The 19,263-nt window shown below is 72.3% G+C and carries 17 protein-coding genes and 1 pseudogene; 10 read left to right on the top strand and 8 right to left on the bottom strand.

All coding sequences use genetic code 11. The features are described from left to right. The first annotated feature begins 159 nt into the window (after nucleotides 1–159). A pseudogene (locus tag ACZ6RC_RS28330) lies at nucleotides 160–1,669 on the top strand (DUF4246 domain-containing protein). 118 nt (nucleotides 1,670–1,787) lie between these two features. Continuing rightward, nucleotides 1,788–2,771, top strand: a complete 984-nt coding sequence (locus ACZ6RC_RS28325; protein WP_469588387.1) for a BtrH N-terminal domain-containing protein — start codon at nucleotides 1,788–1,790, stop codon at nucleotides 2,769–2,771. A 78-nt stretch (nucleotides 2,772–2,849) separates the two neighbouring features. On the opposite strand, the gene ACZ6RC_RS28320 is transcribed toward ACZ6RC_RS28325, so the two are convergent. Together ACZ6RC_RS28320 and ACZ6RC_RS28315 are read right to left on the bottom strand one after the other, a co-directional pair. After that, on the bottom strand, nucleotides 2,850–3,287 hold the full coding sequence (locus ACZ6RC_RS28320; RefSeq protein WP_391136121.1) for a VOC family protein: 438 nt from the start codon (nucleotides 3,285–3,287) through the stop codon (nucleotides 2,850–2,852). Nucleotides 3,288–3,485: 198 nt separating this feature from the next. Further along, the gene (locus tag ACZ6RC_RS28315) at nucleotides 3,486–4,286 is read right to left on the bottom strand and encodes a class I SAM-dependent methyltransferase (RefSeq protein ID WP_469588384.1); all 801 of its coding nucleotides are present in this window, start codon (nucleotides 4,284–4,286) and stop codon (nucleotides 3,486–3,488) included. Between the two features lie 230 nt (nucleotides 4,287–4,516). Here ACZ6RC_RS28315 and ACZ6RC_RS28310 point away from each other — a divergent pair, with 230 nt between their 5' ends. Continuing rightward, nucleotides 4,517–5,065 (top strand): hypothetical protein, encoded by a 549-nt coding sequence (locus ACZ6RC_RS28310; RefSeq protein ID WP_469588379.1) that lies wholly within the window; start codon nucleotides 4,517–4,519, stop codon nucleotides 5,063–5,065. A gap of 182 nt (nucleotides 5,066–5,247) precedes the next feature. Further along, nucleotides 5,248–5,820 (top strand): DUF4240 domain-containing protein, encoded by a 573-nt coding sequence (locus ACZ6RC_RS28305; RefSeq protein WP_469588376.1) that lies wholly within the window; start codon nucleotides 5,248–5,250, stop codon nucleotides 5,818–5,820. Nucleotides 5,821–5,944: 124 nt separating this feature from the next. Here ACZ6RC_RS28305 and ACZ6RC_RS28300 read toward each other — a convergent pair whose 3' ends face one another. Continuing rightward, the gene (locus tag ACZ6RC_RS28300) at nucleotides 5,945–6,628 is read right to left on the bottom strand and encodes a response regulator (protein WP_469588374.1); all 684 of its coding nucleotides are present in this window, start codon (nucleotides 6,626–6,628) and stop codon (nucleotides 5,945–5,947) included. After that, a complete protein-coding gene (locus tag ACZ6RC_RS28295) occupies nucleotides 6,625–7,827 on the bottom strand; it encodes a sensor histidine kinase (protein ID WP_469588370.1) in 1,203 nt (400 codons plus the stop codon). The genes ACZ6RC_RS28300 and ACZ6RC_RS28295 overlap by 4 nt, the downstream gene beginning before the upstream one ends. A gap of 279 nt (nucleotides 7,828–8,106) precedes the next feature. Between ACZ6RC_RS28295 and ACZ6RC_RS28290 the strand changes: the two genes are divergently transcribed. Next, nucleotides 8,107–10,326, top strand: a complete 2,220-nt coding sequence (locus ACZ6RC_RS28290; RefSeq protein ID WP_469588368.1) for an MMPL family transporter — start codon at nucleotides 8,107–8,109, stop codon at nucleotides 10,324–10,326. Nucleotides 10,327–10,425: 99 nt separating this feature from the next. On the opposite strand, the gene ACZ6RC_RS28285 is transcribed toward ACZ6RC_RS28290, so the two are convergent. Continuing rightward, entirely contained in the window at nucleotides 10,426–11,754 is a 1,329-nt protein-coding gene (locus ACZ6RC_RS28285; protein WP_469588859.1) for a sensor histidine kinase, read from the bottom strand. 194 nt (nucleotides 11,755–11,948) lie between these two features. Beyond that, nucleotides 11,949–12,632: a response regulator transcription factor gene (locus ACZ6RC_RS28280; RefSeq protein WP_391138471.1), complete on the bottom strand. Its 684-nt coding sequence runs from the start codon at nucleotides 12,630–12,632 to the stop codon at nucleotides 11,949–11,951. A 149-nt stretch (nucleotides 12,633–12,781) separates the two neighbouring features. Here ACZ6RC_RS28280 and ACZ6RC_RS28275 point away from each other — a divergent pair, with 149 nt between their 5' ends. Further along, on the top strand, nucleotides 12,782–13,897 hold the full coding sequence (locus ACZ6RC_RS28275) for a UDP-N-acetylglucosamine--N-acetylmuramyl-(pentapeptide) pyrophosphoryl-undecaprenol N-acetylglucosamine transferase (protein WP_469588365.1): 1,116 nt from the start codon (nucleotides 12,782–12,784) through the stop codon (nucleotides 13,895–13,897). Further along, on the top strand, nucleotides 13,894–14,916 hold the full coding sequence (locus ACZ6RC_RS28270; RefSeq protein WP_469588362.1) for a GDP-mannose 4,6-dehydratase: 1,023 nt from the start codon (nucleotides 13,894–13,896) through the stop codon (nucleotides 14,914–14,916). Before ACZ6RC_RS28275 ends, ACZ6RC_RS28270 begins: the two co-directional genes overlap by 4 nt. A 163-nt stretch (nucleotides 14,917–15,079) precedes the next feature. Here the strand turns inward: ACZ6RC_RS28270 and ACZ6RC_RS28265 are convergent, their stop codons facing one another. Then, nucleotides 15,080–15,418: a thioredoxin family protein gene (locus ACZ6RC_RS28265; protein WP_469588359.1), complete on the bottom strand. Its 339-nt coding sequence runs from the start codon at nucleotides 15,416–15,418 to the stop codon at nucleotides 15,080–15,082. Nucleotides 15,419–15,663: 245 nt separating this feature from the next. Here ACZ6RC_RS28265 and ACZ6RC_RS28260 point away from each other — a divergent pair, with 245 nt between their 5' ends. Further along, on the top strand, nucleotides 15,664–16,002 hold the full coding sequence (locus ACZ6RC_RS28260) for a hypothetical protein (protein ID WP_469588356.1): 339 nt from the start codon (nucleotides 15,664–15,666) through the stop codon (nucleotides 16,000–16,002). Between the two features lie 298 nt (nucleotides 16,003–16,300). Here the strand turns inward: ACZ6RC_RS28260 and ACZ6RC_RS28255 are convergent, their stop codons facing one another. Beyond that, nucleotides 16,301–17,341: a vWA domain-containing protein gene (locus ACZ6RC_RS28255; RefSeq protein WP_469588353.1), complete on the bottom strand. Its 1,041-nt coding sequence runs from the start codon at nucleotides 17,339–17,341 to the stop codon at nucleotides 16,301–16,303. 533 nt (nucleotides 17,342–17,874) lie between these two features. Between ACZ6RC_RS28255 and ACZ6RC_RS28250 the strand changes: the two genes are divergently transcribed. Together ACZ6RC_RS28250 and ACZ6RC_RS28245 are read left to right on the top strand one after the other, a co-directional pair. Next, nucleotides 17,875–18,321: a hypothetical protein gene (locus tag ACZ6RC_RS28250; RefSeq protein WP_469588351.1), complete on the top strand. Its 447-nt coding sequence runs from the start codon at nucleotides 17,875–17,877 to the stop codon at nucleotides 18,319–18,321. 293 nt (nucleotides 18,322–18,614) lie between these two features. Next, entirely contained in the window at nucleotides 18,615–19,094 is a 480-nt protein-coding gene (locus ACZ6RC_RS28245; RefSeq protein ID WP_453619028.1) for a carboxymuconolactone decarboxylase family protein, read from the top strand. Nucleotides 19,095–19,263 lie beyond the last annotated feature (169 nt).

The following is a 19,263-nucleotide window of genomic DNA, read 5'->3' as shown; positions in this document are numbered from 1 at the left end:
GGTGGTGATGGGGCGCCCCCGCGCCGCGCATTCAGCCGTACGGCCGGGCTCTTGCCGGATCATCGGACGCACGCCGCGGGCCTACGGCCCCCGGCCGCGTTGTCAGTCCGCTCACGTATCGTTCCCGCCACCGCACACAGACCGGAAGGATCAGAAGAGTTGACTGGCCTGGCCGCTTTCCCGCTGCCTTTTCACGCCTCCCGTTCCCTGGCGTTCGCGACGCCCCGGACGCTGCGAGAACTGCAGATGATGCAGTGCAGCGCGCACATCCGGGCGAAGCCGGGGTGGTTCGACAAGAGGAACGATCCCGACATCGTCGCCAGGTGGACGCGGGAAGCCGTCGCCCAGGACCTCACCGAGGCGCAGGTCCGCTACGTGCTGGCCGAGCTCGCGCACTACGCCGCGCTGCGGGACGGACGGACCGGTGTCGAGGTGTCCGCCGTCGACGGGGTGTGGCAGTCGGACGGCCTGGTCGACGACAAGCTCGCGTCCCGGTTGCGCGAGGCGGTCCGGGTGCTGGAAGAGGTCCCCGAAGCGGACAAGGACTGGCATCCCGGATCGGACGGCCAGGTGCTGGACCTGGTCCACCCCTCACTCTTCTGCCTGGTGCGCGAGGTGAGCGGCGCGCCCGAGCGGGCTTGGCAGAACCCGACGGACCGCTCTTCGCGGTACGAGTTCTCGGAGAAGTTCCAGTGGCTGCCCACGGACGTCGACATCGACGAGGACGGCGAGGTCGTCTTCCGCTCATACGTCAACAACGTCCACCCCGAGACCCATCACGCACTGGCCTCCGTCCTGCCGGACGTGTTCGCGTGCATGCGCCCGCTGCTGGAGAACGTGCTCACCGATCTGCGCCATCCGCGTCCCCCGCGGATCGAGGCCGACCCCTACGGGTGGTACGACTCGGAACCGGAGTATCCGAGCAAGGCCGCCTACGACGACGCCGCGGCCTTCACCGAAGCCCTCCGCGCATGGGAAGCGGCCCAGGACGACTGGTGGGAGAACCGCCCGCCCGGTCATCCCGGACGCCCCGGCCTTCACTCCGCCCGTGGTGCCCGACGCATCCGCCCGGGTCGATCTGCGCGGCCGCCGACTCCAGGTCATCGTGAAGCTCGCCACGATCCATCTCACCCCGGAGAAGCCCGAGTACGCGGGCGGCTCCTGGCACGTCGAGGGGATGATGAACGAGCGGATCGTCTCGACCGGCATGTACTACTGGGACAGCGAGAACATCACCGAGAGCCGGCTCGGGTTCCGGGCGGCGCTGGACGACCCGCGCTACGAACAGAACGACGACAACGGTCTGCGCGAGGTCTACGGCCTCGAGGACGAGGACGCCCTGAACCAGCAGCTGGGATCCGCGTCGACTCCGGCGGGCCGCTGCCTGGCGTTCCCGAACATCCTGCAGCACCGTGTGGGCTCGTTCCGCCTCGCGGATCCCACCCGCCCGGGACACCGCAAGATCCTCGCGTTCTTCTTGGTCGACCCGTCGGAAAGGATCGTCTCGACCTCCGACGTACCCCCGCAGCAACCCTGGTCCGACACGTCGACCATGACGCTCGACCAGGCCAAGACCTACCGCGAACAGCTCATGCACGAGCGCAAGTTCTTCGTCGACGAGCACAACGAGCAGCTCTACGAACGGGAATTCTCCCTCTGCGAGCACTGAGCCGGAACCACCTCCCGGCGTCGCGTCGCGCGTCGGCCAAGCTCCGGCGGCCGACCCGGCCCGACCCGGATGACGCCTCCCCCCCCGATGAAGACTGACGAAGGGACAGATCAGCGGCATGCCCACGGTGAAGGACATCGACGTCCGCGGAACGCAGCACTGCGAGACGACGGCGCTGGGCGTACTGCTGCGCCATGAAGGCCTCGACCTGTCCGAGCCCATGCTGTTCGGACTCGGCTCCGGGCTGTCCTTCGTCTACTGGGACAGCAAGCGCATGGGCTTTCCCTTCCTGGGCGGCCGGGTCAAGCCGTTCGAGCTCACCCGGAACGTCGCCGCCGCCCTCGGGCTTCGCCTGCTGGTCGAGGAGACCACCTCCCCGCGCAAGGCATGGCAGAACGTGGCGGCACCCATCGACGCCGGTCGGCCCGTCGGCCTGCAACTCGACAGCTACCACCTGGACTACTTCAGCACCAAGGTGCACTTCGGAGGGCACGTCGTCGCCATGTACGGCTACGACGAGCAGGACGCCCATCTGGTGGACACGGCCCCGCAGGGCGGCGCTGTCGTGACCAGCCTCGCCGGCCTGGCCAGAGCGAGGGCCGAGCGCGGCCCGATGACCGCCAGGCACCGCTCCTTCACCCTCACGGCACCCGGCGACCTGACGTCACCGCAGGACCGGATCATCCCCGCGATCAGGACCTGCGCCCACGCCTTCCTGAACCCGCCCATCGCCAACCTCGGCTACCGCGGCATCGAAAAGGCTGCCGGCCAGGTGCCGAAGTGGCTGCACCGCAGCGCCGATCCGCGGGAGGGCCTGCCACGGGCCGCCCTCCTCATGGAGCGGGCCGGCACCGGCGGCGCCCTGTTCCGCAACCTCTACCGGGACTTCCTCGCCGAGTGCGTCCAGTGGAACGACAGCGGCCACCTGCGCACCGGGCACCGCCTGTACACCGAGGCCGCCGTCCTCTGGACGCGGGTGGCCGCACTCATCGGGACGGCAGGCGAGTCCGGCGAGGCGGCCCACCTCGTCCAGGCCAGCTCCCTCCTCCACGAACTCGCACGCATCGAACGGGAGGCGATGCAGGCCCTCGGCGCACTCTGACCCCCGAGGGCCTCGCGCGGCGAGGGACGGCCGGACAGCGTCGCGGCATCCGCGCTCTCGCCGCCGACCGATCAGCCGTCAGTCCTTCTTCAGCTCCTCGGCGAGCATGACGAGGATGCCGCTGGGGCCGCGGAGGTAGGTGAGCTTGTAGACGTCCTCGTAGGTCGCCACTCCGCGCAGCGGATGGCAGCCGTGCTTGGCGGCCGTCTCCAGGGCCTTGTCGATGTCGTCGACGGAGAAGGCGACGCGGTGCATGCCGATCTCGTTGGGAAGAGTGGGCGCCGACTCGATCGCTTCCGGATGGATGTACTCGAAGAGCTCCAGGCGGCCGTGACCGTCCGGCGTCCGGAGCATCGCGATGTTGGCGTGATTGCCATCCAGGCCGACGGCGGTGTCCGTCCACTCGCCACTGACCGTGTCACGGCCGACGACCGTGAGGCCGAGGTCGGTGAAGAAGGAGATCGTTGCTTCGAGGTCGCGCACGGCGATGCCGACGTTCTCAAGTCTGATGGCCATGCGTCGCATGCTAGTGCCGCACCGCGCCCGTTCCGTTGTTTGTGGACGGCGCCGATGTCGAGGCGGTGATGCGGGGTGCGGGTGCCCTACGGTGGCCGGCACGAGGAGCGACGCGGGGTTGCCGAGGCCGGGGTGATCCGAACGAAAGCCCTGGCCGCCCGCCGGTCTCACTGGTGACCTGGCCCGGCCGGTGGAGGGTCAGTGACCGGCGCCGGCCTTGACGGCCTTCGTGGCGAAGTAGCCGGGGAGCCAGCCGGCGGTGGCCTCCGAGTGGTGCGGCGCCTCGGCGAAGCCGGTGATGGCGAACCCCGCCGCGATCTGCCCGCCGAGCTGATCGGTGAGCGTGTGGCTGTACTCCACCGGCGCGTCGAGGCCCCACAGCCGTTCCCGCTCGGCGGGCTCCAGGTGGGTGAGGTCGCTGTAGGGCAGGCGGTGGCGCACTACCAGCTCGCCGCGCGCCTCCAAGGACTCGGCGTCGAAGAGGTAGACGTCCGGGTTGAGGAAGCCGGACAGGAGCGTCCCGCCGAGGCGCAGCACGCGGTGGCACTCGCGCCAGACCGGCGCCGGGTCCGGGATGAACAGGTTGGAGACCGGGTGGACGACCAGGTCGAACGAGGCGTCCGGGAAGGGGCTCAGGTCGCGCGCGTCGCCGAGCACGGTGCGTAGGTCGAGCCCCTCCCGCGCCGCGACCATCTCGTCCTGCGCCAGCTGGCGGGGCGAGTTGTCGAAGACGGTCACCCGTGCGCCCGCCGCGGCCAGCACGGGACCCTGCTGCCCGCCGCCGGAGGCGAGGCAGAGCACGTCACGACCGGCGATCTCCGGCGGGAACCAGGTCGGGTCCACCGGCTCGTACCCGATCAGGACGATGGACCACTGGCCGGCCCGCGCCTTCGCGATCACTTCGGGGCCGACCGGGCGTGACCACTCGTTGCCCTGCTCCACCTCGCGGTCCCAGGCGAGGCGGTTGTGCGCGACGGGGTCGACAGGAGTCTGGCTCATACGCCGAAGCCTAATTGCCGCACCGCACACGTTCCGCCGATTCGGGTCACCGATCCTTAGGCGCCCGCGTGCCCCTGGCGCGGGGAGTTTTCGCGGCCGCGTCGCGGGCGGGCCCCGCGGGCTGGGCGGTGTCGCTCGACTGGCGGTCATTCGGGTCCGACCGCGTGACGGGTGAGCCCGGCGGGGAATGGCTACTGCGCACCGGAGCCCATCTCCCGAGGAGTCCGCGTATGACCCGCGCGTCCGCCCTGGCCCTGACCACCGCCGCCGCACTCGCCCTCGCCCCCGCCGCCGCCTTCGCGGGTCCGCACCCCGGCGGCGCGGCGGCCGACAAGGCCGCCGTCTACCGGGCGACCGCCCCCTTCCAGCTGCACGCCAACGGCGTGCGGGCCGGCTACAAGCCCGACCAGTACTGCGTCTTCGACCGCGCGGGAGGCACTGGCGCGCTCGGCTACCCCCACTTCAACCACGCCCTCACCGGTTCCACGGACCCGGCGAAGCCCACCGCCCTCTACTACGAGGACGACCGGAGGGGCGGCAAGCGTCTCGTCGGGGTCCAGTGGACGGTGCACGACCGCGACCAGAACCCGGCAACGGACGACGACCGTCCGAGCATGTTCGGGGTCCCCTTCAAGGGCCCGAACCGCGGCAACTTCCCCGGCCAGCCCGTCCACTACGTCCTGCACCTGTGGCTGTGGAAGAAGAACCCGCAGGGGGAGTTCGCCACGTACAACCCGACGGTCAGATGCCTGCCCGGCACCACCCGCCCGACCCCCTGAACGCGCCTCGGCACCCGGCGACGGGACGGGACGGCCGAGAGTACCGTGCAGGTATCAGGGGTGAGGTCGGCGATCGCGTGTGTCGCCAGTGAAACGGCGGCATTTCCCGGTCCCGCCCCGCAATGGGAAAGCGGGCCTAGCTCGACCCACAAATGTCGTACGCAGGTGGCAGAGTCCCCGCCATGGACATGCACGAGTTCTGGGACGTCATCGACACCGCACGTTCGACCGCCGGCGTGGAGAAGGCTTTCGCCGAAACCCTGGTGGATGAGCTGGCCACTCGCACCAAGGACGACATCCTCGGCTACCAAGAACGCTTCGACGAGGCACATGGGGCCGTGTACCGATGGGACGTGTGGGCCGCTGCGTACCTCATCGGCGGCGGATGCTCGGACGACAGCTTCATGGACTTCAGGGCCGGCCTGATCGCCCTGGGCCGTGAATGGTACGAGAGGGCAGCAACATGCCCGGACAGCTTGGCCGAGCATCCCATAGTGATCGACGGGGCCCGTGCGCACGACTGTGAGGCGGTCTTCGACGAAGCCGCCAACTACGCGGCCAATGATGCGTTCGAGCGCCTGACCGGCGACGCCCACGCTTTCTACGAAGCCTGGGACGCACGCGACACCCCGGGTGAGGAGCCTGACCCAGACAGCGACGGCATGGGTGAAGACTTCGACTTCGACGATCACGTCGAGATGCGGCGCCGTCTCCCCCGGCTCGCCGCCCTCTACCTGCGCGACACCACTCGCTAGACACCCCCCGCAGCAACGGCCCACATCGGCACCGGGTCCGTCGACACCCAAGGGCCGCTGCTCCAGGGCCCCCACGAGCCGCCGAAACACGACGCCGCCCGCGCCGCGCCCGCGGACGAGCCGGTCAGCTCCGGCCGCGCGCTTCGACCAGCCCCGTCTCGTACGCGGCGATCACCGCCTGGGCGCGGTCGCGGACCGCGAGTTTGCCGAAGAGGCCGGTGATGTGGTTCTTCACCGTGGACACGCTGAGGTCCAGGGACTGGGCGATCTCCGTGTTGTCGAGCCCCGTGGCCATCAGACGCCACACCTCCTCTTCGCGCGGCGTGAGATCGACCGGCGCCGAGGCGGGCGGCTGCGGACGGCTGGGGGGCACGACATAGGCGGAGATCAGCCGCGTCAGCAGCCGGGGCGCGACCGCGGCCTCCCCGGTGTGCACCACCCGCACCGCGGTGACGAGTTCCTCCGGGGAGACGTCCTTCGGGAGGAATCCGCAGGCGCCTGCGCGCAGCGCCGCCACGACGTACTCGTCCATGTCGAAGGTGCTCAGCGCCAGTACACGGCACTCGGGCACCGTCCGCGCGAGCTGTTCCGTGGCGCCGACCCCGTCCAGCACCGGCATCCGGATGTCCATGACGACGACGTCGGGGCGCAGCCGGTGCGCGAGGGTCACCGCCTCCTCGCCGTCGCCGGCCTCGCCCACCACCTCGAAGGCCGGGTCCGGGGCGAGGATCAGGGCCAGCCCGCGCCGCACCAGCGGCTGGTCGTCCACGATCAGCACTCTGATCGCCTCAGCCGTTCGTCCGCTCATCGCGGCGCCCCCGCCCCGGCCGTCAGCGGCAGCCGGGCCGCCACCCGGAACCCGCCCCCCTCCAGGGGGCCGGCCTCCAGCGTGCCGCCGTGCAGGGCGACCCGTTCCCGCATCCCCAGCAGGCCGTAACCGGAACCGGAGTTCGCGTCCGCCGCTCCGCCCCCGTCGTCCGACACCTCCACGGCCAGCCCGTCCGTGCCGTACGTCAGCCGTACGCGGGCACGCGCCTGCCCGGCGTACTTGCGCGCGTTCGTCAGCGCCTCCTGCACGATCCGGAACACGGTCAGGCCGACACTCGGCGGCAGCGGGCGCTCCTCGCCCCGCACCTCCAGCTCGACCGGGAGCCCGGCCCGGGACGTTTCGCCGACCATGCGCGCCAGGTCCCCGATCCCCGGCTGCGGGGCGATGGGCGGCTCCTCCGCCTCGTCGCCCGCCCGCAGCACGTCCAGGAGCTGGCGCATCTCCCGCAACGCCATCCGCCCGGACCCCTCCAGGGTGACCAGAGCCTCCCGGGCCACCTCGGGGTCGCTCGCCAGGTTGGCCCGGGCCCCTCCGGCCATCAGCTGCATGGTGGTGATGTGGTGGGCGACGATGTCGTGCAGTTCCCGCGCGATACGGCGCCGTTCGTCGGCCACCGCCCGGTCGGCGAGCAGCCGGCGGTTGGTCTCGTTCTCGCGGTCCCAGCGGTTCATGGCAGCCGCGATGACGAGCACGAAGACCACATTGACCACGCTGCCGACCACGTTCACGGTCACCGGCCACGGCGACTGCCCGACCAGCGGCATCACCGCCGAGACGAGCGCCGCCCCTGCCACCACGGCCGCGCCCCGGGACCGTGCGACCGTGTACAGCGCGACCACGGCCGTCGCCGTGAAGTGCTGCCCCACCGGCACGCTCAGATTCAGGATCAGATCGAACAGCAGGACGGCCGCGAGCGTCGTCAGCGGGGCGCGGCGGCGGGCCAGCAACGGCAGCGCGGCCACCAACAACAGCACGCAGCCCGCCGGCGGGACGTACCCGTGGTCGATCTGGCTGCCAAGGGAGAAGCTCAGCAGGTCCACGGCGGCCGCGCCGACCGTGACCAGCCCGTCGTTACGGGTCCAGGGCAGGGCGTCCCCGGCCGACCAGGACGGGGCGTCGCCGTCCCGCCCCCTCCGCCGGCCGACGGAGCGCCCCCGTGCGGTTCTCGTCTTCGGCATGCTGTGGTTTCTCCCCCTCGGCGGGCGGACCGCCGACGGCTGCCGGTGCCCACGACCCGCTGTCGTTCCGGGAGCCATTCTGACACCGGCCCCCGCCCCTTTCCCTGGGACCCGGGACGGAGGGCGACCCGGGACCAGGGTCCTGGTCGGCGCTCCCGCCCCGCCCCCGCTCCTGGGCGCCGTCTCCTCCTGCGCTCGGACGATTCGCCCACGTCCCGCTGATGAGCTGGACATCAGCCGGGACACCTCGGCGAACCACCCACCTCCGGAGGACGACACGTGATCCGCGCCCTGACCGGGTTCTCCACCCGCAACCCATGGAAGGTGATCGCCGCCTGGGCGGCGCTCGGCATGCTCCTGACCGTGCTCGGCCAGGCCCTCGTCCACCGTGTCACCGAGCCCCAGAGCGGCGCTTTCCTGCCCGCCCAGTACGACTCGGCCGCCGCGCTGACGGTCGCCGAGGAGAAGTTCGGGGTGAAACCCGACGGCAACACGGTGACCATGCTCGTCGCCCGTACCGACGGCGAGCCCCTCACCGAGGCCGATGAGCGGCGCGTCGGCACCGTCGCCGACCGGCTGGGCAGCCGGCGCATCGAGATGCCCGCGCCGAAGAAGGAGGACCCGCCCGCCCTCCTGGCCGAGGATTACGCGCAGACCCCCACCGTCCGCTACGCGATGACCGCGCCGGACCGGTCCTTCGGACTGCTCTCGGTCCGGCTGACCGGCAACGCCCTCGACCCCGGCCTCCAGAGTGTCTACCGCTCCTTCCACGACCGGGCCGAGGCGGCGTTCGAGGAATCCGGGATGCGCACCGGCTTCACCGGCGGCCTCGCCGACCTCACGGACACCGCCGACGCCGAGAAGACCACCCAGACCGTCGTCGGCATCGCCATGACCGGCCTCATCGTGCTCATCAACATCCTGGTGTTCCGCAGCCTCCTGGCCGCCTTCGTGCCGCTGCTGGCGGTCGTCATCGTCGGCGGCGCCGCGGCGGGCACGGTCGTCGGCGGCGCCGCGCTCACCGGCATCAAGCTGGACCCGTCCACCCCCAGCTTGATCAGCGTCGTGCTGGTCGGCATCGGCGTCGACTACTTCCTCTTCCTCCTCTTCCGCTACCGCGAACAGCTGCGCACCCGACCGGAACAGCCCGCCCGCGAGGCGGCGGCCGAGGTCAGCGCCCGGGTCGGCACGGCCATCACATCGGCCGCCCTGACCATCGTGGCCGCCTTCGCCACCCTCACCATCGCCACGTTCGGACAGTTCCGCGTCCTCGGGCCGGCCATTGCGGTGTCGGTCCTGGTCATGCTGCTGGCCAGCCTCACCCTGATGCCCGCGCTGCTCGCGGTCTGCGGACGCCGGATGTTCTGGCCCTCCCGCGCACTGAAGCGGCAACCCGCCGAAGGAGCGGCCGCCCGCCTCGGCGCCCTGGTCGCCCGCCGCCCGACGAGCCTCGTCCTCGCCTCCCTCGCCCTGCTGGGCGCCCTCACGGCCGGACTCGTCGGCATCCGGATGGACTTCGGCCAGAGCGGCGGAAACCTCGAGACCCCGGCCGCCGCCACCGCGGTCGAGATCTCCCGCGCCCTGCCCGCCGGAGTGTCCGACCCGGCCACGGTCTACGTCATCGCGAAGGACGGCCGCACCCTGACGGCCCAGGGGATCGAGGCCCTCCCGCGGGCACTGGGCAAGGTCGACGGCGTCGGCAGGGTCGGCGCGACCACACTCAACGAGGACCGCACGGCCGCGCGCTTCGACCTGTACCTCACCCCCGGCTCCCAGACCCAACAGGCCCGCGACCTCGTCTCGGGACCCCTCCGCGACACGGTCTCCGCCACCGCCCCCGAGGGAACCGAGGCCCATGTCGGCGGCACGGCCGCGATCTTCGCCGACATCTCCACCGCCGTCGACCACGACCTGCGGATCGTCTTCCCGGTCGCCGCGGTACTGATCGCCCTCATCCTGTTCGTCCTGCTGCGCAGCCTGCTCGCCCCCGCGATCCTCATGGTCGCCGTCGGCCTCGGCTTCGCCGCCACCCTCGGCGCCTCCACCCTGTTCTTCCAGCACCTGCTCGACGAGCCGGGCGTCGACTTCACGCTCCCGCTGGTGCTCTTCCTCTTCGTCGTCGCTCTCGGCACCGACTACAACATCCTGATCAGCGACCGCATACGCGAGGAGATGGGACGCCCCGGACCGGCCCGCGCGGCCGTGGCCCGGGCCGTACGGCACACCGCGCCCGCGATCGCCACGGCGGGCGTCGTGCTGGCCGCCTCCTTCGGCAGCCTCGCCGTCAACACGAACCCCTCCACCCAGCAGATCGGTTTCGCGACGGCGCTCGGCATCACGCTCTCCGCGTTCGTCCTGTCCATCGTGCTGGTGCCCGCGCTGGCCGCGCTGCTCGGCCGGAGCACCTGGTGGCCGGTCCGCCCCGGCGGCCCCCGGCGCCACCACCCGGCCGAACCGCCGCTTCCCCACCCGCACGAGGACCACGTCCCCGTCGGCTAGGAATCCCGAGGTCAGGCCCGCCTCCTCCCCGGACGGGCAGCGTCCCCGGCACGCGTGACGGCCTGCGAACGGGCGGGTGGTGGGGCGCAGCTCCGAGTCTCAGAGGGTGAGTCGGAACAGTGCCCCGCCGCCCGGGGCCTGGTGGACGGTCAGTTCGGCATGGTGGGTACGGGCGATCTGCCGGGCCATGGCCAGGCCGAGACCGGAGCCGGGCAGGGACCGGGCCGAGGGAGCGCGGTAGAAGCGGTCGAAGATGTGGGGCAGGTCCTCGGCGGCGACGCCCGGCCCATGGTCGCGTACGGTCAGCTCGCGCGCGGTGAGGCCGACCTCGACGGTGGCGTCGGGCGGACTGAACTTCGCCGCGTTGTCCAGCAGGTTGGTCAGCAGCCGGCTGAGACGCGCGGGGATACCGGGGCGCAGCACCCCCTCGGCGTCGCCGGCGACGTACAGGTCGAAGCCGACCTGCGGCCAGCGCTCCCGGGCGGTGTCGACCGCGTGCCGGGTGAGCGCGGCGAAGTCGGTCTGCTCCAGCAGGGGTTGCGGCTCCTCGTCGCGAGCGAGTTCGATCAGATCGTTCACGAGCCCGGTGACGTCCGTCAGCTGCCTGACGAGCGCCCCGGACACGCGCTCCCGGCGATCGGCGGGGAGGCGGTCGGCGTGACGGAGCAGCTCGGCGTTGGTGCGCAGCGCGGTCAGCGGGGTCCGCAGCTCGTGCGAGGCGTCGGCGATGAGCCGGCGCTGAGCGGTCACCGACCGCTCCAGTTCGTCCAGCATGGTGTTGAACGTCGTCGCGAGCCGGGTGATCTCGTCCTCGCGGTGCCGGCTGCCCGGCGGCAGCTCGATGCGGTACCGGGGGTCGCGGGTGGCCGCCACCCGCTCCGCCGTGGCCGTCAGCCGGGTGACGGGGGCGAGGCCGGTGCGGGCGACGGCATAGCCCAGGCCCCCGGCGACGAGGACGCCGGCCGCGCCCAGGCCGCCGAGCAGCCAGGCGGCCTGGCGCACCCCACGCTCGGCGACATCGGAGCGCAGGGCGACCTGGATCGCGGCGCCCCGGTCGTAGGTGGTGACGAACATCCGGGCCGGGTGCCCCTCCACGCCGATGTTCCGGTAGTACGGGGCCCGGTCACCGGCCGCCACCTCGCGCACCGCCGCCGACACCGGCAGGACGTACGGCTCGCCCGGGTCGTCGGCGGGGCGCACCGGCACGACCTGGGCACAGGCGGGCGCGCCGAGGAATCGGCATTCGCCCCTCAGCACGGCTGGTCCGTCCTCCCGGCTCTGCTGGGCGACGAGCGTCGCGGACTGGGCGAGGTTCTGGTCGACCTGCTGGTACAGCTTGTGCCGCAGGACCAGGAAAGCCGCCACGCACACACCGACCGCGACCAGCGCCGCCGCCGCCGAGGCGGCCAGCGCGAGGCGGGTGCGCAGCGGGCGCGGGCCGGCCCGACGGTGCCGGGGCCGACCGGCACCACCGGACCGGCCCTCCTCCGCGCGATCCCCTCGGACTCCCGCTCGGTCCGGGCGATCCCGCCGACCGCGCCCCTCGGACTCCCGTTCCCCGCGCCCCGCGGGCACCTGCCTCCTTCGGCCGCCGCCGCCCGCCCCGCCGGCGTCCGGCGCGTTCATGCCGCCTCCAGGCGGTAGCCGACGCCGTGCACGGTGTGCACCAGACGCGCCTCGCCGTCCGCTTCCAGCTTGCGGCGCAGGTAACCGACGTAGACGGCGAGCGAGTTGGAGTCGGGGCCGAAGTCCCGGCCCCAGACCCGTTCGAAGAGGACCTGCCGGGTGAGGACCTGGCCCGGGTGCAGCAGCAGCTGCTCCAGCAGCGCGAACTCGGTCCGGCTGAACTCGATGGGCCGCCCGCCCCGGCGCCCCGTCCGGGTGGCCGCGTCGACCACCAGGTCGCCGTACGACAGCAGACCGGCCGACTCCTGCGGGCCGGGATCGGCACGGCGCAGCAGCGCCCGCACCCGGGCGGTCAGCTCGTCCAGCGCGAACGGCTTGACCAAGTAGTCGTCCGCGCCGGCGTCCAGCCCGTCGACCCGATCGCTCACCGAATCCAGCGCGGTGAGCACGAGGACCGGGGTGCGGTCGCCCATGGCGCGCAGCCTGCGGCACAGCGCCAGACCGTCCAGCACCGGCATCATGACGTCCGCCACCACGGCGTCCGGCTGCCAGGCAGCCATGACGGACAGGGCGGCGAGACCGTCGGCGGCGCCGCGCACGGCGTACCCCTCGACGGTCAGGCCGTCCTCCACCGCGGCCCGTACCTCGGGTTCGTCATCGACCACCAGGATTCGTCTCATCACGCCCCCAGCCTGCCAAAAGGACGTCTTAAAACCTTCTTAGGGCGCTCTGTGAGCGTGAGGCCATGCACACCTCATCCTCATCGGACGCCGCGTCGTTCGGCCCCGCGCCGCCTGCTGTGGGCTCTCGCGGGCCCGGGCTCTCCGTCGTGATCGGTGCCGGGGGCACCGGTGGCCACATCTACCCCGGGCTCGCTCTCGCGGACGCCCTGCGGCGACTGGTCCCCGCGGCGGAGATCTCCTTCGTCGGCACGGAACGCGGGCTGGAGACACGGCTGATCCCGCAGGCCGGGTACCGGCTGCACACCGTCGACATGATCCCGTTCGACCCGGCGCTCGGCGCCCGGCGCTATCTGCTGCCCACGGCCCTGGTGCGCTCCGCCAACCAGGTCAGAACGGTACTGCGCGACCAGCGGGCGCAGGTGGCGGTCGGCATGGGCGGCTACCCCAGCGCGCCCGTCATCCTCGGGGCCCGCTGGTCCGGGCTGCCGAGCCTGATCCACGAGTCCAACGCCGTGCCCGGCCGCGCCAACCGGTTCGCGGCCCGGCTCACCCGGAACGTCACGGTCGCCTTCGACAACTGCCGCGCCGGTCTGGCCGGCGGCGACGAGGCCCTGACGGTCGGCATGCCGATCGCCGCGTCCCTGGCCGGCCTGGACCGCACGGACCAGCGGGCCCCGGCCAGGCGGGCGCTCGGCGTCCCGGACGATGCCCGGCTCGTCGTTGTCAACGGCGGCAGCCTGGGCGCCGCCCGCCTCACCGAGGCCGCGACGGGCCTCGCCCGGCGCTGGCAGGGGCGGTCCGACGTCCATCTGCTGATCAAGACCGGGCCGGACGCGCTGGAGGAGACCCGCCGCCGGCTGGCGGGCAGCCCGATGGCCCGCGCGGTGCCCTACCTGGACCGGATGGACCAGGTGTACGCCGCCGCCGACCTGGTGATCTGCCGGGCCGGGTCGGCGACCGTCGCCGAGCTGGCCAGCACCGGCGTCCCCGCCGTCCTCGTGCCGTATCCGCACGCCCCCGGCGACCACCAGACCCACAACGCCCGCGTCCTGACCGACGTCGGCGCCGGCCTGCTGGTGCCGGACGCCGAGACGACCGCGGACCGCCTGGCCGCCCTCATCGAACCGCTGCTCGCCGACCCGGCGCGCCTCGCCGCCATGGAGTCGGCCGCCGACCCCGGCCCGCACGCCCACGCCGCCGACCTGCTCGCCGCCGAGGTCATGCGCCTCGCCGGCCGACCCACCCTGGAGTACGTACGATGACCACCACCGACCGCCCCGCACGCACCGTCTCCCCGGACTGGACCGACCGCCAGGTCCTCGTCACCGGAGCCGAAGGCTTCATCGGCTCCACCCTGGTCGACCTGCTGGTGGCGAAGGGCGCCCGGGTCCGGGCGTTCACGCACTACAAGCCGTACGCCGAAAAGGGCAACCTCGCCCACCTCCTGACGCATCCGCTGGTCGAGACGTTCACCGGCGACGTCCGCGACGCCGGGCGGGTCATGGACGCCGTCGAGGGCTGCGACACCGTCTTCCACCTCGCCGCGCTCATCGGCATCCCCTACAGCTACGACTCGCCCGGCGCCTACGTGCAGACCAACGTCGTCGGCACCGAGAACATCGCCGAGGCCTGCCGCCGGCACCGGGTCCGCCGCCTGCTGCACACCTCCACCAGCGAGGTGTACGGCACGGCCCGCACCGCGCCGATCTCCGAGGATCACCCGCTCCAGCCGCAGTCCCCGTACTCGGCTTCCAAGATCGGCGCGGACATGATGGCGCTGTCCCACCGGCACGCCTTCGACCTGCCGGTGACGGTGGTCCGGCCGTTCAACACCTACGGCCCGCGGCAGTCGGCCCGCGCCGTGATCCCGGCGATCCTGGCCCAACTGCACGCGGGAGCCCGCCGCATCAAGCTGGGCTCGCTGACCCCGACCCGGGACTTCACCTACGTCACCGACACCGCTCGCGGCTTCCTGGCCCTGGCCGACTGCGACCGCGCCCTCGGCCACGTCGTCAACCTCGGCTCCGGCCAGGAGATCTCCATAGGCGACCTCGCCCAGGCGCTGACCGTCGCCGCCCACAGCGACGCGGAGATCGTCGTCGACCCGCGCCGCCTGCGCCCCTCGGCCAGCGAGGTGGAGCGGCTGCTCTCCGACAACACGCGGGCCCGCGAGTGGGCCGGGTGGGAGCCGGAGGTCTCCCTGGCGGACGGGCTGCGCCGGACGTCGGAGTGGGTGAAGGAGCACCTGCACCTGTACGCGCCGGACCGCTACCAGGTGTGACGGAGAGCGGGGGGGGGGGGGGGGGGGGGGGGGGCGCGGGCCGCGCCCGCGGCCCGGGGCCCCCCCCCCCCCCCCCCCGGGGGCCGCCCCCCCCCCCCGCCCCCCCCCCCCCCCCCCCCCCCCCGCTCCCACCCGTGCCGCCTGCCGACCGCCGCGGTACGCCTCAGAGATGCCCGTCCAGGAGACCCTTGAACTCGGCGGTGGTCATGGGCCCCGCGCCGTGCGCGACCGCTTCCCCCTCCTTCAGCAGGACGAAGGACGCCGCTCCCGTGACCCCGTACCGCTCCGTCGCCGCCGGGCAGCGCGTCATGTCGGTCCTGACGGCTGTCAGGCGGCCCGTGCACTCGTCGGCGAGGGCACCCACGACGAGGTCCATCGCCCGGCAGGGCTCGATGGCCTTGGGCCACGTCCCGGTGAAATACGCGAGGACCGGGACGTCGCTCATCCTGAGGATGAAATCGAACTCCGCGTCCTCGCGGGGCTGGTGCACCCGCTTCGCCATGCACACTCCTGACCTCGTGTTCCGTCCTGCCACCTCCATCATCCCCCGCGCGGTGCAGCGGCCCGGCCCGCACCCCAGGCCCTCCACCTGCGCCGCAACCCCTTGACCCCGGGGCGGGACGTCGCGGAGGGCCAGGGGCCTCGTCGGGTACGGCGTTGACCGAGCCGCTGCCGCGCGTACCTCGTTCGGGGGGTTCGCCCGGCGAGGCCGGCCGAACGCTCGGCGGTCTCTGTGAGGGTGGCCTCATGATCCACACCCACATCGACGCCGCACACCCCGCCGCCCCGGCCCGGCGACGCACGGCCACGTTCATCGCGGTCGCCGCCCTCGCTTCACTCCTCGCCGCCCCCACCGGCGCCCACGCGTCCCAAGCCCAGGCCAGGGGGACCGCGCCGGCCTGCGTCAAGCGAGACGTCGTCAAGCACGAGAAGTACGTGAAGGTCACCAATGGCTGCGACGAGGCGATGCACCTGAAGGTCGTCATCGACTGGGGCCCCGACTCCCGCTGCCTGACCTACCAGCCGCGGGAGTCCTGGGAATGGAACTGGGGCCGCGGTTCGTACGGCAAGGTCGTCACCTGCTGACCCGACCGTGCGGTCAACCGCAGCGACCGCATTCCTCCGGGAGGAGTGGATCCGAAGAGAAGGGACGCCACCATGCCTGCGGACCGGCCTGACGACGTGGAACCGGCCCGGGCACTGGGCAGGGCGCTGCGCGATCTCCAGCGGCGCTCCGGCCGTACGCTCCGGGTCGCACCTGTGGTCTCCGCCTGCTGACGCCGACCGCATCGGTCGCCGGTCCTGCGGGGGAGCCCCGCAGGACCGGCTTCCGGCCTTCCGGTGCCCTCGCGCGTTCCGCGAGCGCGATGGATCGGGGCGGGTGTCAGAGGATGTAGAGCAGTCGGGTGTGGGGGGTGAGCTTGCGGTTGACGCTGGTGCTCTGGACGAAGATGGTGAAGTCGTCGTTGTGGTCGGGCTTGAGGCGTACCTCCGCGTCGGGCAGACCGAGGAGGGTCCGGGCCTCCGGTCCGGTGTACACCTGGTCGGTCTTCTTCTCCAGGACCGCTATCTGCTTGCGTGCCTGGACCTTCTCCGACTTGTTGAGCTGGTAGAAGGCGCTGCCGGAGCGGTAGGTGTGCCCGGATTCGACGACCCAGTCCCGGATCGCCGTGTCACGGGTGACGGGGATCAGCTGGTAGGCCGAGGGGTCCACGGGCGTGAGCCCGGCGGCCTTGATGGTGTCCTGGTTGACCGTCTCCGCGCCGGTGGTGAACACCGCCCTTGATCCGCGGATGCCCTTGGTGCGACCCACCATGAACTTCTCGGTGGCCTCCCGGATGACCTGTCCGGCCTCTTCGAGGCCCTGTGTGCTCGTGGCGTCCCAGATGGCGATGTTGTCCTTCGGGAACCCGCACTGCATCGCCTCGCGCTTGCCCATCTGGTCCGGCACGAGGACGGCCAGTGTCCAGTTCTGCTCCTGCGTCTCGGCCATCTCGGCCACGGCCGCGACGAGGGCGCGCGGGTCCGTGGCGGGGGCGTCGGGGCAGCGGTGGCTGGCGTTCTCCTGGCCGTCGGTGAGGATGAAGGTGAGGAAGCTGTGGTCGCCGTAGAGCTGTGCGGTCTGTGCGAGTTCGCGCTGGGACTTCAGTGCGGCCGCCAGCAGGGCCGTCATGCCGCCGACCCGGTACAGCTGCTTCAGGGACGGCATCCGCAGCACGTCCTTGTCGTAGATGACGCATTCCACGGTGTCGGCGAAGACGTACACCGTGACACGGGTTTCCTGGTCCAGCTCCCTGGACCTGCGGGCGAGGTACTCGATCTGCTGGTCGGCGACTTCGACGACCTTGCGGCTCAGGTGGGACATGGACGAACTGGCGTCCAGCACCAGCGCGACGTGGTTGATGAAGTTCTGGCCTTCGGACATGACGGCTCCCCCTCGTTTTCCTGCCGACGTGATGGTTCTACCGTCTCACCCGGCACTGACAATCGAGGGCGGCCGCCGGCCCCACCGGTCGGGCTCCCAACAGGAGTTACGTACTCCGCGGCTGCCGGGAGCGGCCTCCCGGGGAGGCGATGGGCGCAGGCTTCGGCGGCACCGATGCGACGCGCGTGGGGAGTCGTCCGCTGATGCTGGTCGGTTCGCCGATGGACGCGGCGGGGTTCGGCACGCTCGCCACGTACTTCGCCGACCGTACGGTCGTGACCTACGACCCGCGTGGCACGGGCCGCAGCCCGCGTACCGATGGTGCCGCGCGGACGACTCCGCCGGAGCATGCCGATGATGTGCGGCGGGTGATCGAGGCGGTGGGGGCCGGCCCCGTGGACCTGTTCGCGAGCAGCGGGGGGAGCGGTGAACGCGCCGGCTCTGGTGGCCGGGCACGGCGAGCTGGTGGGGACGCTGGTGGCGCACGAGCCTCCGGTGGCGTGGGTGCTGCCCGACCGGGAGGCCGTCCTCGGGTGTGCGAGGACATCCACGCCACCTACCTGCGCCAGGGGATGGGGCCCGCGATGGCCAAGTTCTTCGTCGCGGCCGGACGCAAGGGGCCGTTCCCCCACGGTTGGCGCGAGGAGCCGGCACCGGATCCGGCGGCCTTCGGTCTACCCACCGAGGACGACGGCGCGCGAGACGATCCACTGCTCGGGCAGAACATGCTCGGCTGCACCGGCTTCCGGCCCGACTTCGCCGCGCTGCGATCCGCCGCGACCCGGGTGGTCATGGCGGCGGGAGAGGAGTCGGTGGGGGAGTTCCCGGCCCGGGCGGCGGCCGAGATCGCCCGGAAGCTGGGCACCGACCTGGTGGTCTTCCGGAGCCCTCACGGAGGCTTCCTCGGGGGCGAGTACGGGCAGCACGGCGCCCCTGCGGAGTTCGCCCGGGCCCTGAGCGGGGCACTGACCGCGGGCTGACCCGCCCCCGTCCCACGCCCCGTCCCGCACCGCGCACCGGAACCCGTCCTGAGGGGATCCCGCACCCCAGCCCCGCCCTCGGCCCACGCGAGGCGGGGCTGTCGCATGCGCGGCAGGACCAGGCGGCGATTGCGGATGCGCTGCGGCGCCGGAGGCGTGCGGCCTCCGTTCTGTGACACCTCGGGCCGGTGACATAGGCCACCTCGCGTCCCTGTCACAAGCGCGCGGCCGCCGGCGTCTTGTGGTCGTCCGGTGCGGCAGCAGCACGCGCCACCACGAGTGAGGACGACGTCATGGAACCCCGTTTCAACCTGTTCGACAGCCCGACCGCCGCGAAGGTCGCCAAGCGGTTCTTCAACGTCGCGTCGGCCCTGGAAGGGTCGACGCTGCCCAAGGCGGTGCGGGAGCTGGTGGAGCTGCGAGTCAGCCAGATCAACAACTGCGGCTTCTGCCTCGACATGCACACCAAGGAGGCCGCGGCGGCCGGCGAGAGCGCGCTCCGGCTGCACCTGGTCGCCGCCTGGCGGCACACCACGGTGTTCACCGACGCCGAGCGAGCCGCGCTGGCCCTGGCGGAGGAAGGCACTCTGCTCGGCGATCGCGGCGTGTCCGACGAGACGTGGGCGGAGGTGCGCAAGCACTACGACGACGATCAGGTGGGCACGCTGGTCTGCGTCGTCTCCTTGATCAACGCGGCCACCCGGATGAACGTGATCGTGCACAACCAGGGAGGCTCCTACGAGCCGGGCATGTTCGCCCGCTTGGCGGGCTGACCGGCCCGGCGGGGCCCCACCCCCGCGGGCGGCTCGGAACGGGCCGGCCGCGGGGGCCGCGCCCGCCCATAGGGGCGGACAGCGCGGCCCAGGGGCTCGTGGACCGGCCCGCCGGTCGCGCACCTCTCCTCCCCGCCCGGGGAGTCCCTACGGCCGCCCCATGCCTTCA

This window comes from Streptomyces sp. NPDC048353, from assembly GCF_055587165.1.
The sequence above is the reverse complement of the archived record's forward strand: the minus strand, read 5'-3'. Positions and strand labels throughout refer to the sequence as shown.

What these genes read in the sequence shown, in the direction of transcription:
- ACZ6RC_RS28325 (WP_469588387.1), top strand. Translation starts at nt 1,788, where the DNA reads ATGCCCACGGTGAAGGACATCGACGTCCGCGGAACGCAGCACTGCGAG.
- ACZ6RC_RS28320 (WP_391136121.1), bottom strand. Translation starts at nt 3,287, where the DNA reads ATGGCCATCAGACTTGAGAACGTCGGCATCGCCGTGCGCGACCTCGAA.
- ACZ6RC_RS28315 (WP_469588384.1), bottom strand. Translation starts at nt 4,286, where the DNA reads ATGAGCCAGACTCCTGTCGACCCCGTCGCGCACAACCGCCTCGCCTGG.
- ACZ6RC_RS28310 (WP_469588379.1), top strand. Translation starts at nt 4,517, where the DNA reads ATGACCCGCGCGTCCGCCCTGGCCCTGACCACCGCCGCCGCACTCGCC.
- ACZ6RC_RS28305 (WP_469588376.1), top strand. Translation starts at nt 5,248, where the DNA reads ATGGACATGCACGAGTTCTGGGACGTCATCGACACCGCACGTTCGACC.
- ACZ6RC_RS28300 (WP_469588374.1), bottom strand. Translation starts at nt 6,628, where the DNA reads ATGAGCGGACGAACGGCTGAGGCGATCAGAGTGCTGATCGTGGACGAC.
- ACZ6RC_RS28295 (WP_469588370.1), bottom strand. Translation starts at nt 7,827, where the DNA reads ATGCCGAAGACGAGAACCGCACGGGGGCGCTCCGTCGGCCGGCGGAGG.
- ACZ6RC_RS28280 (WP_391138471.1), bottom strand. Translation starts at nt 12,632, where the DNA reads ATGAGACGAATCCTGGTGGTCGATGACGAACCCGAGGTACGGGCCGCG.
- ACZ6RC_RS28270 (WP_469588362.1), top strand. Translation starts at nt 13,894, where the DNA reads ATGACCACCACCGACCGCCCCGCACGCACCGTCTCCCCGGACTGGACC.
- ACZ6RC_RS28265 (WP_469588359.1), bottom strand. Translation starts at nt 15,418, where the DNA reads ATGGCGAAGCGGGTGCACCAGCCCCGCGAGGACGCGGAGTTCGATTTC.
- ACZ6RC_RS28260 (WP_469588356.1), top strand. Translation starts at nt 15,664, where the DNA reads ATGATCCACACCCACATCGACGCCGCACACCCCGCCGCCCCGGCCCGG.
- ACZ6RC_RS28255 (WP_469588353.1), bottom strand. Translation starts at nt 17,341, where the DNA reads ATGTCCGAAGGCCAGAACTTCATCAACCACGTCGCGCTGGTGCTGGAC.
- ACZ6RC_RS28245 (WP_453619028.1), top strand. Translation starts at nt 18,615, where the DNA reads ATGGAACCCCGTTTCAACCTGTTCGACAGCCCGACCGCCGCGAAGGTC.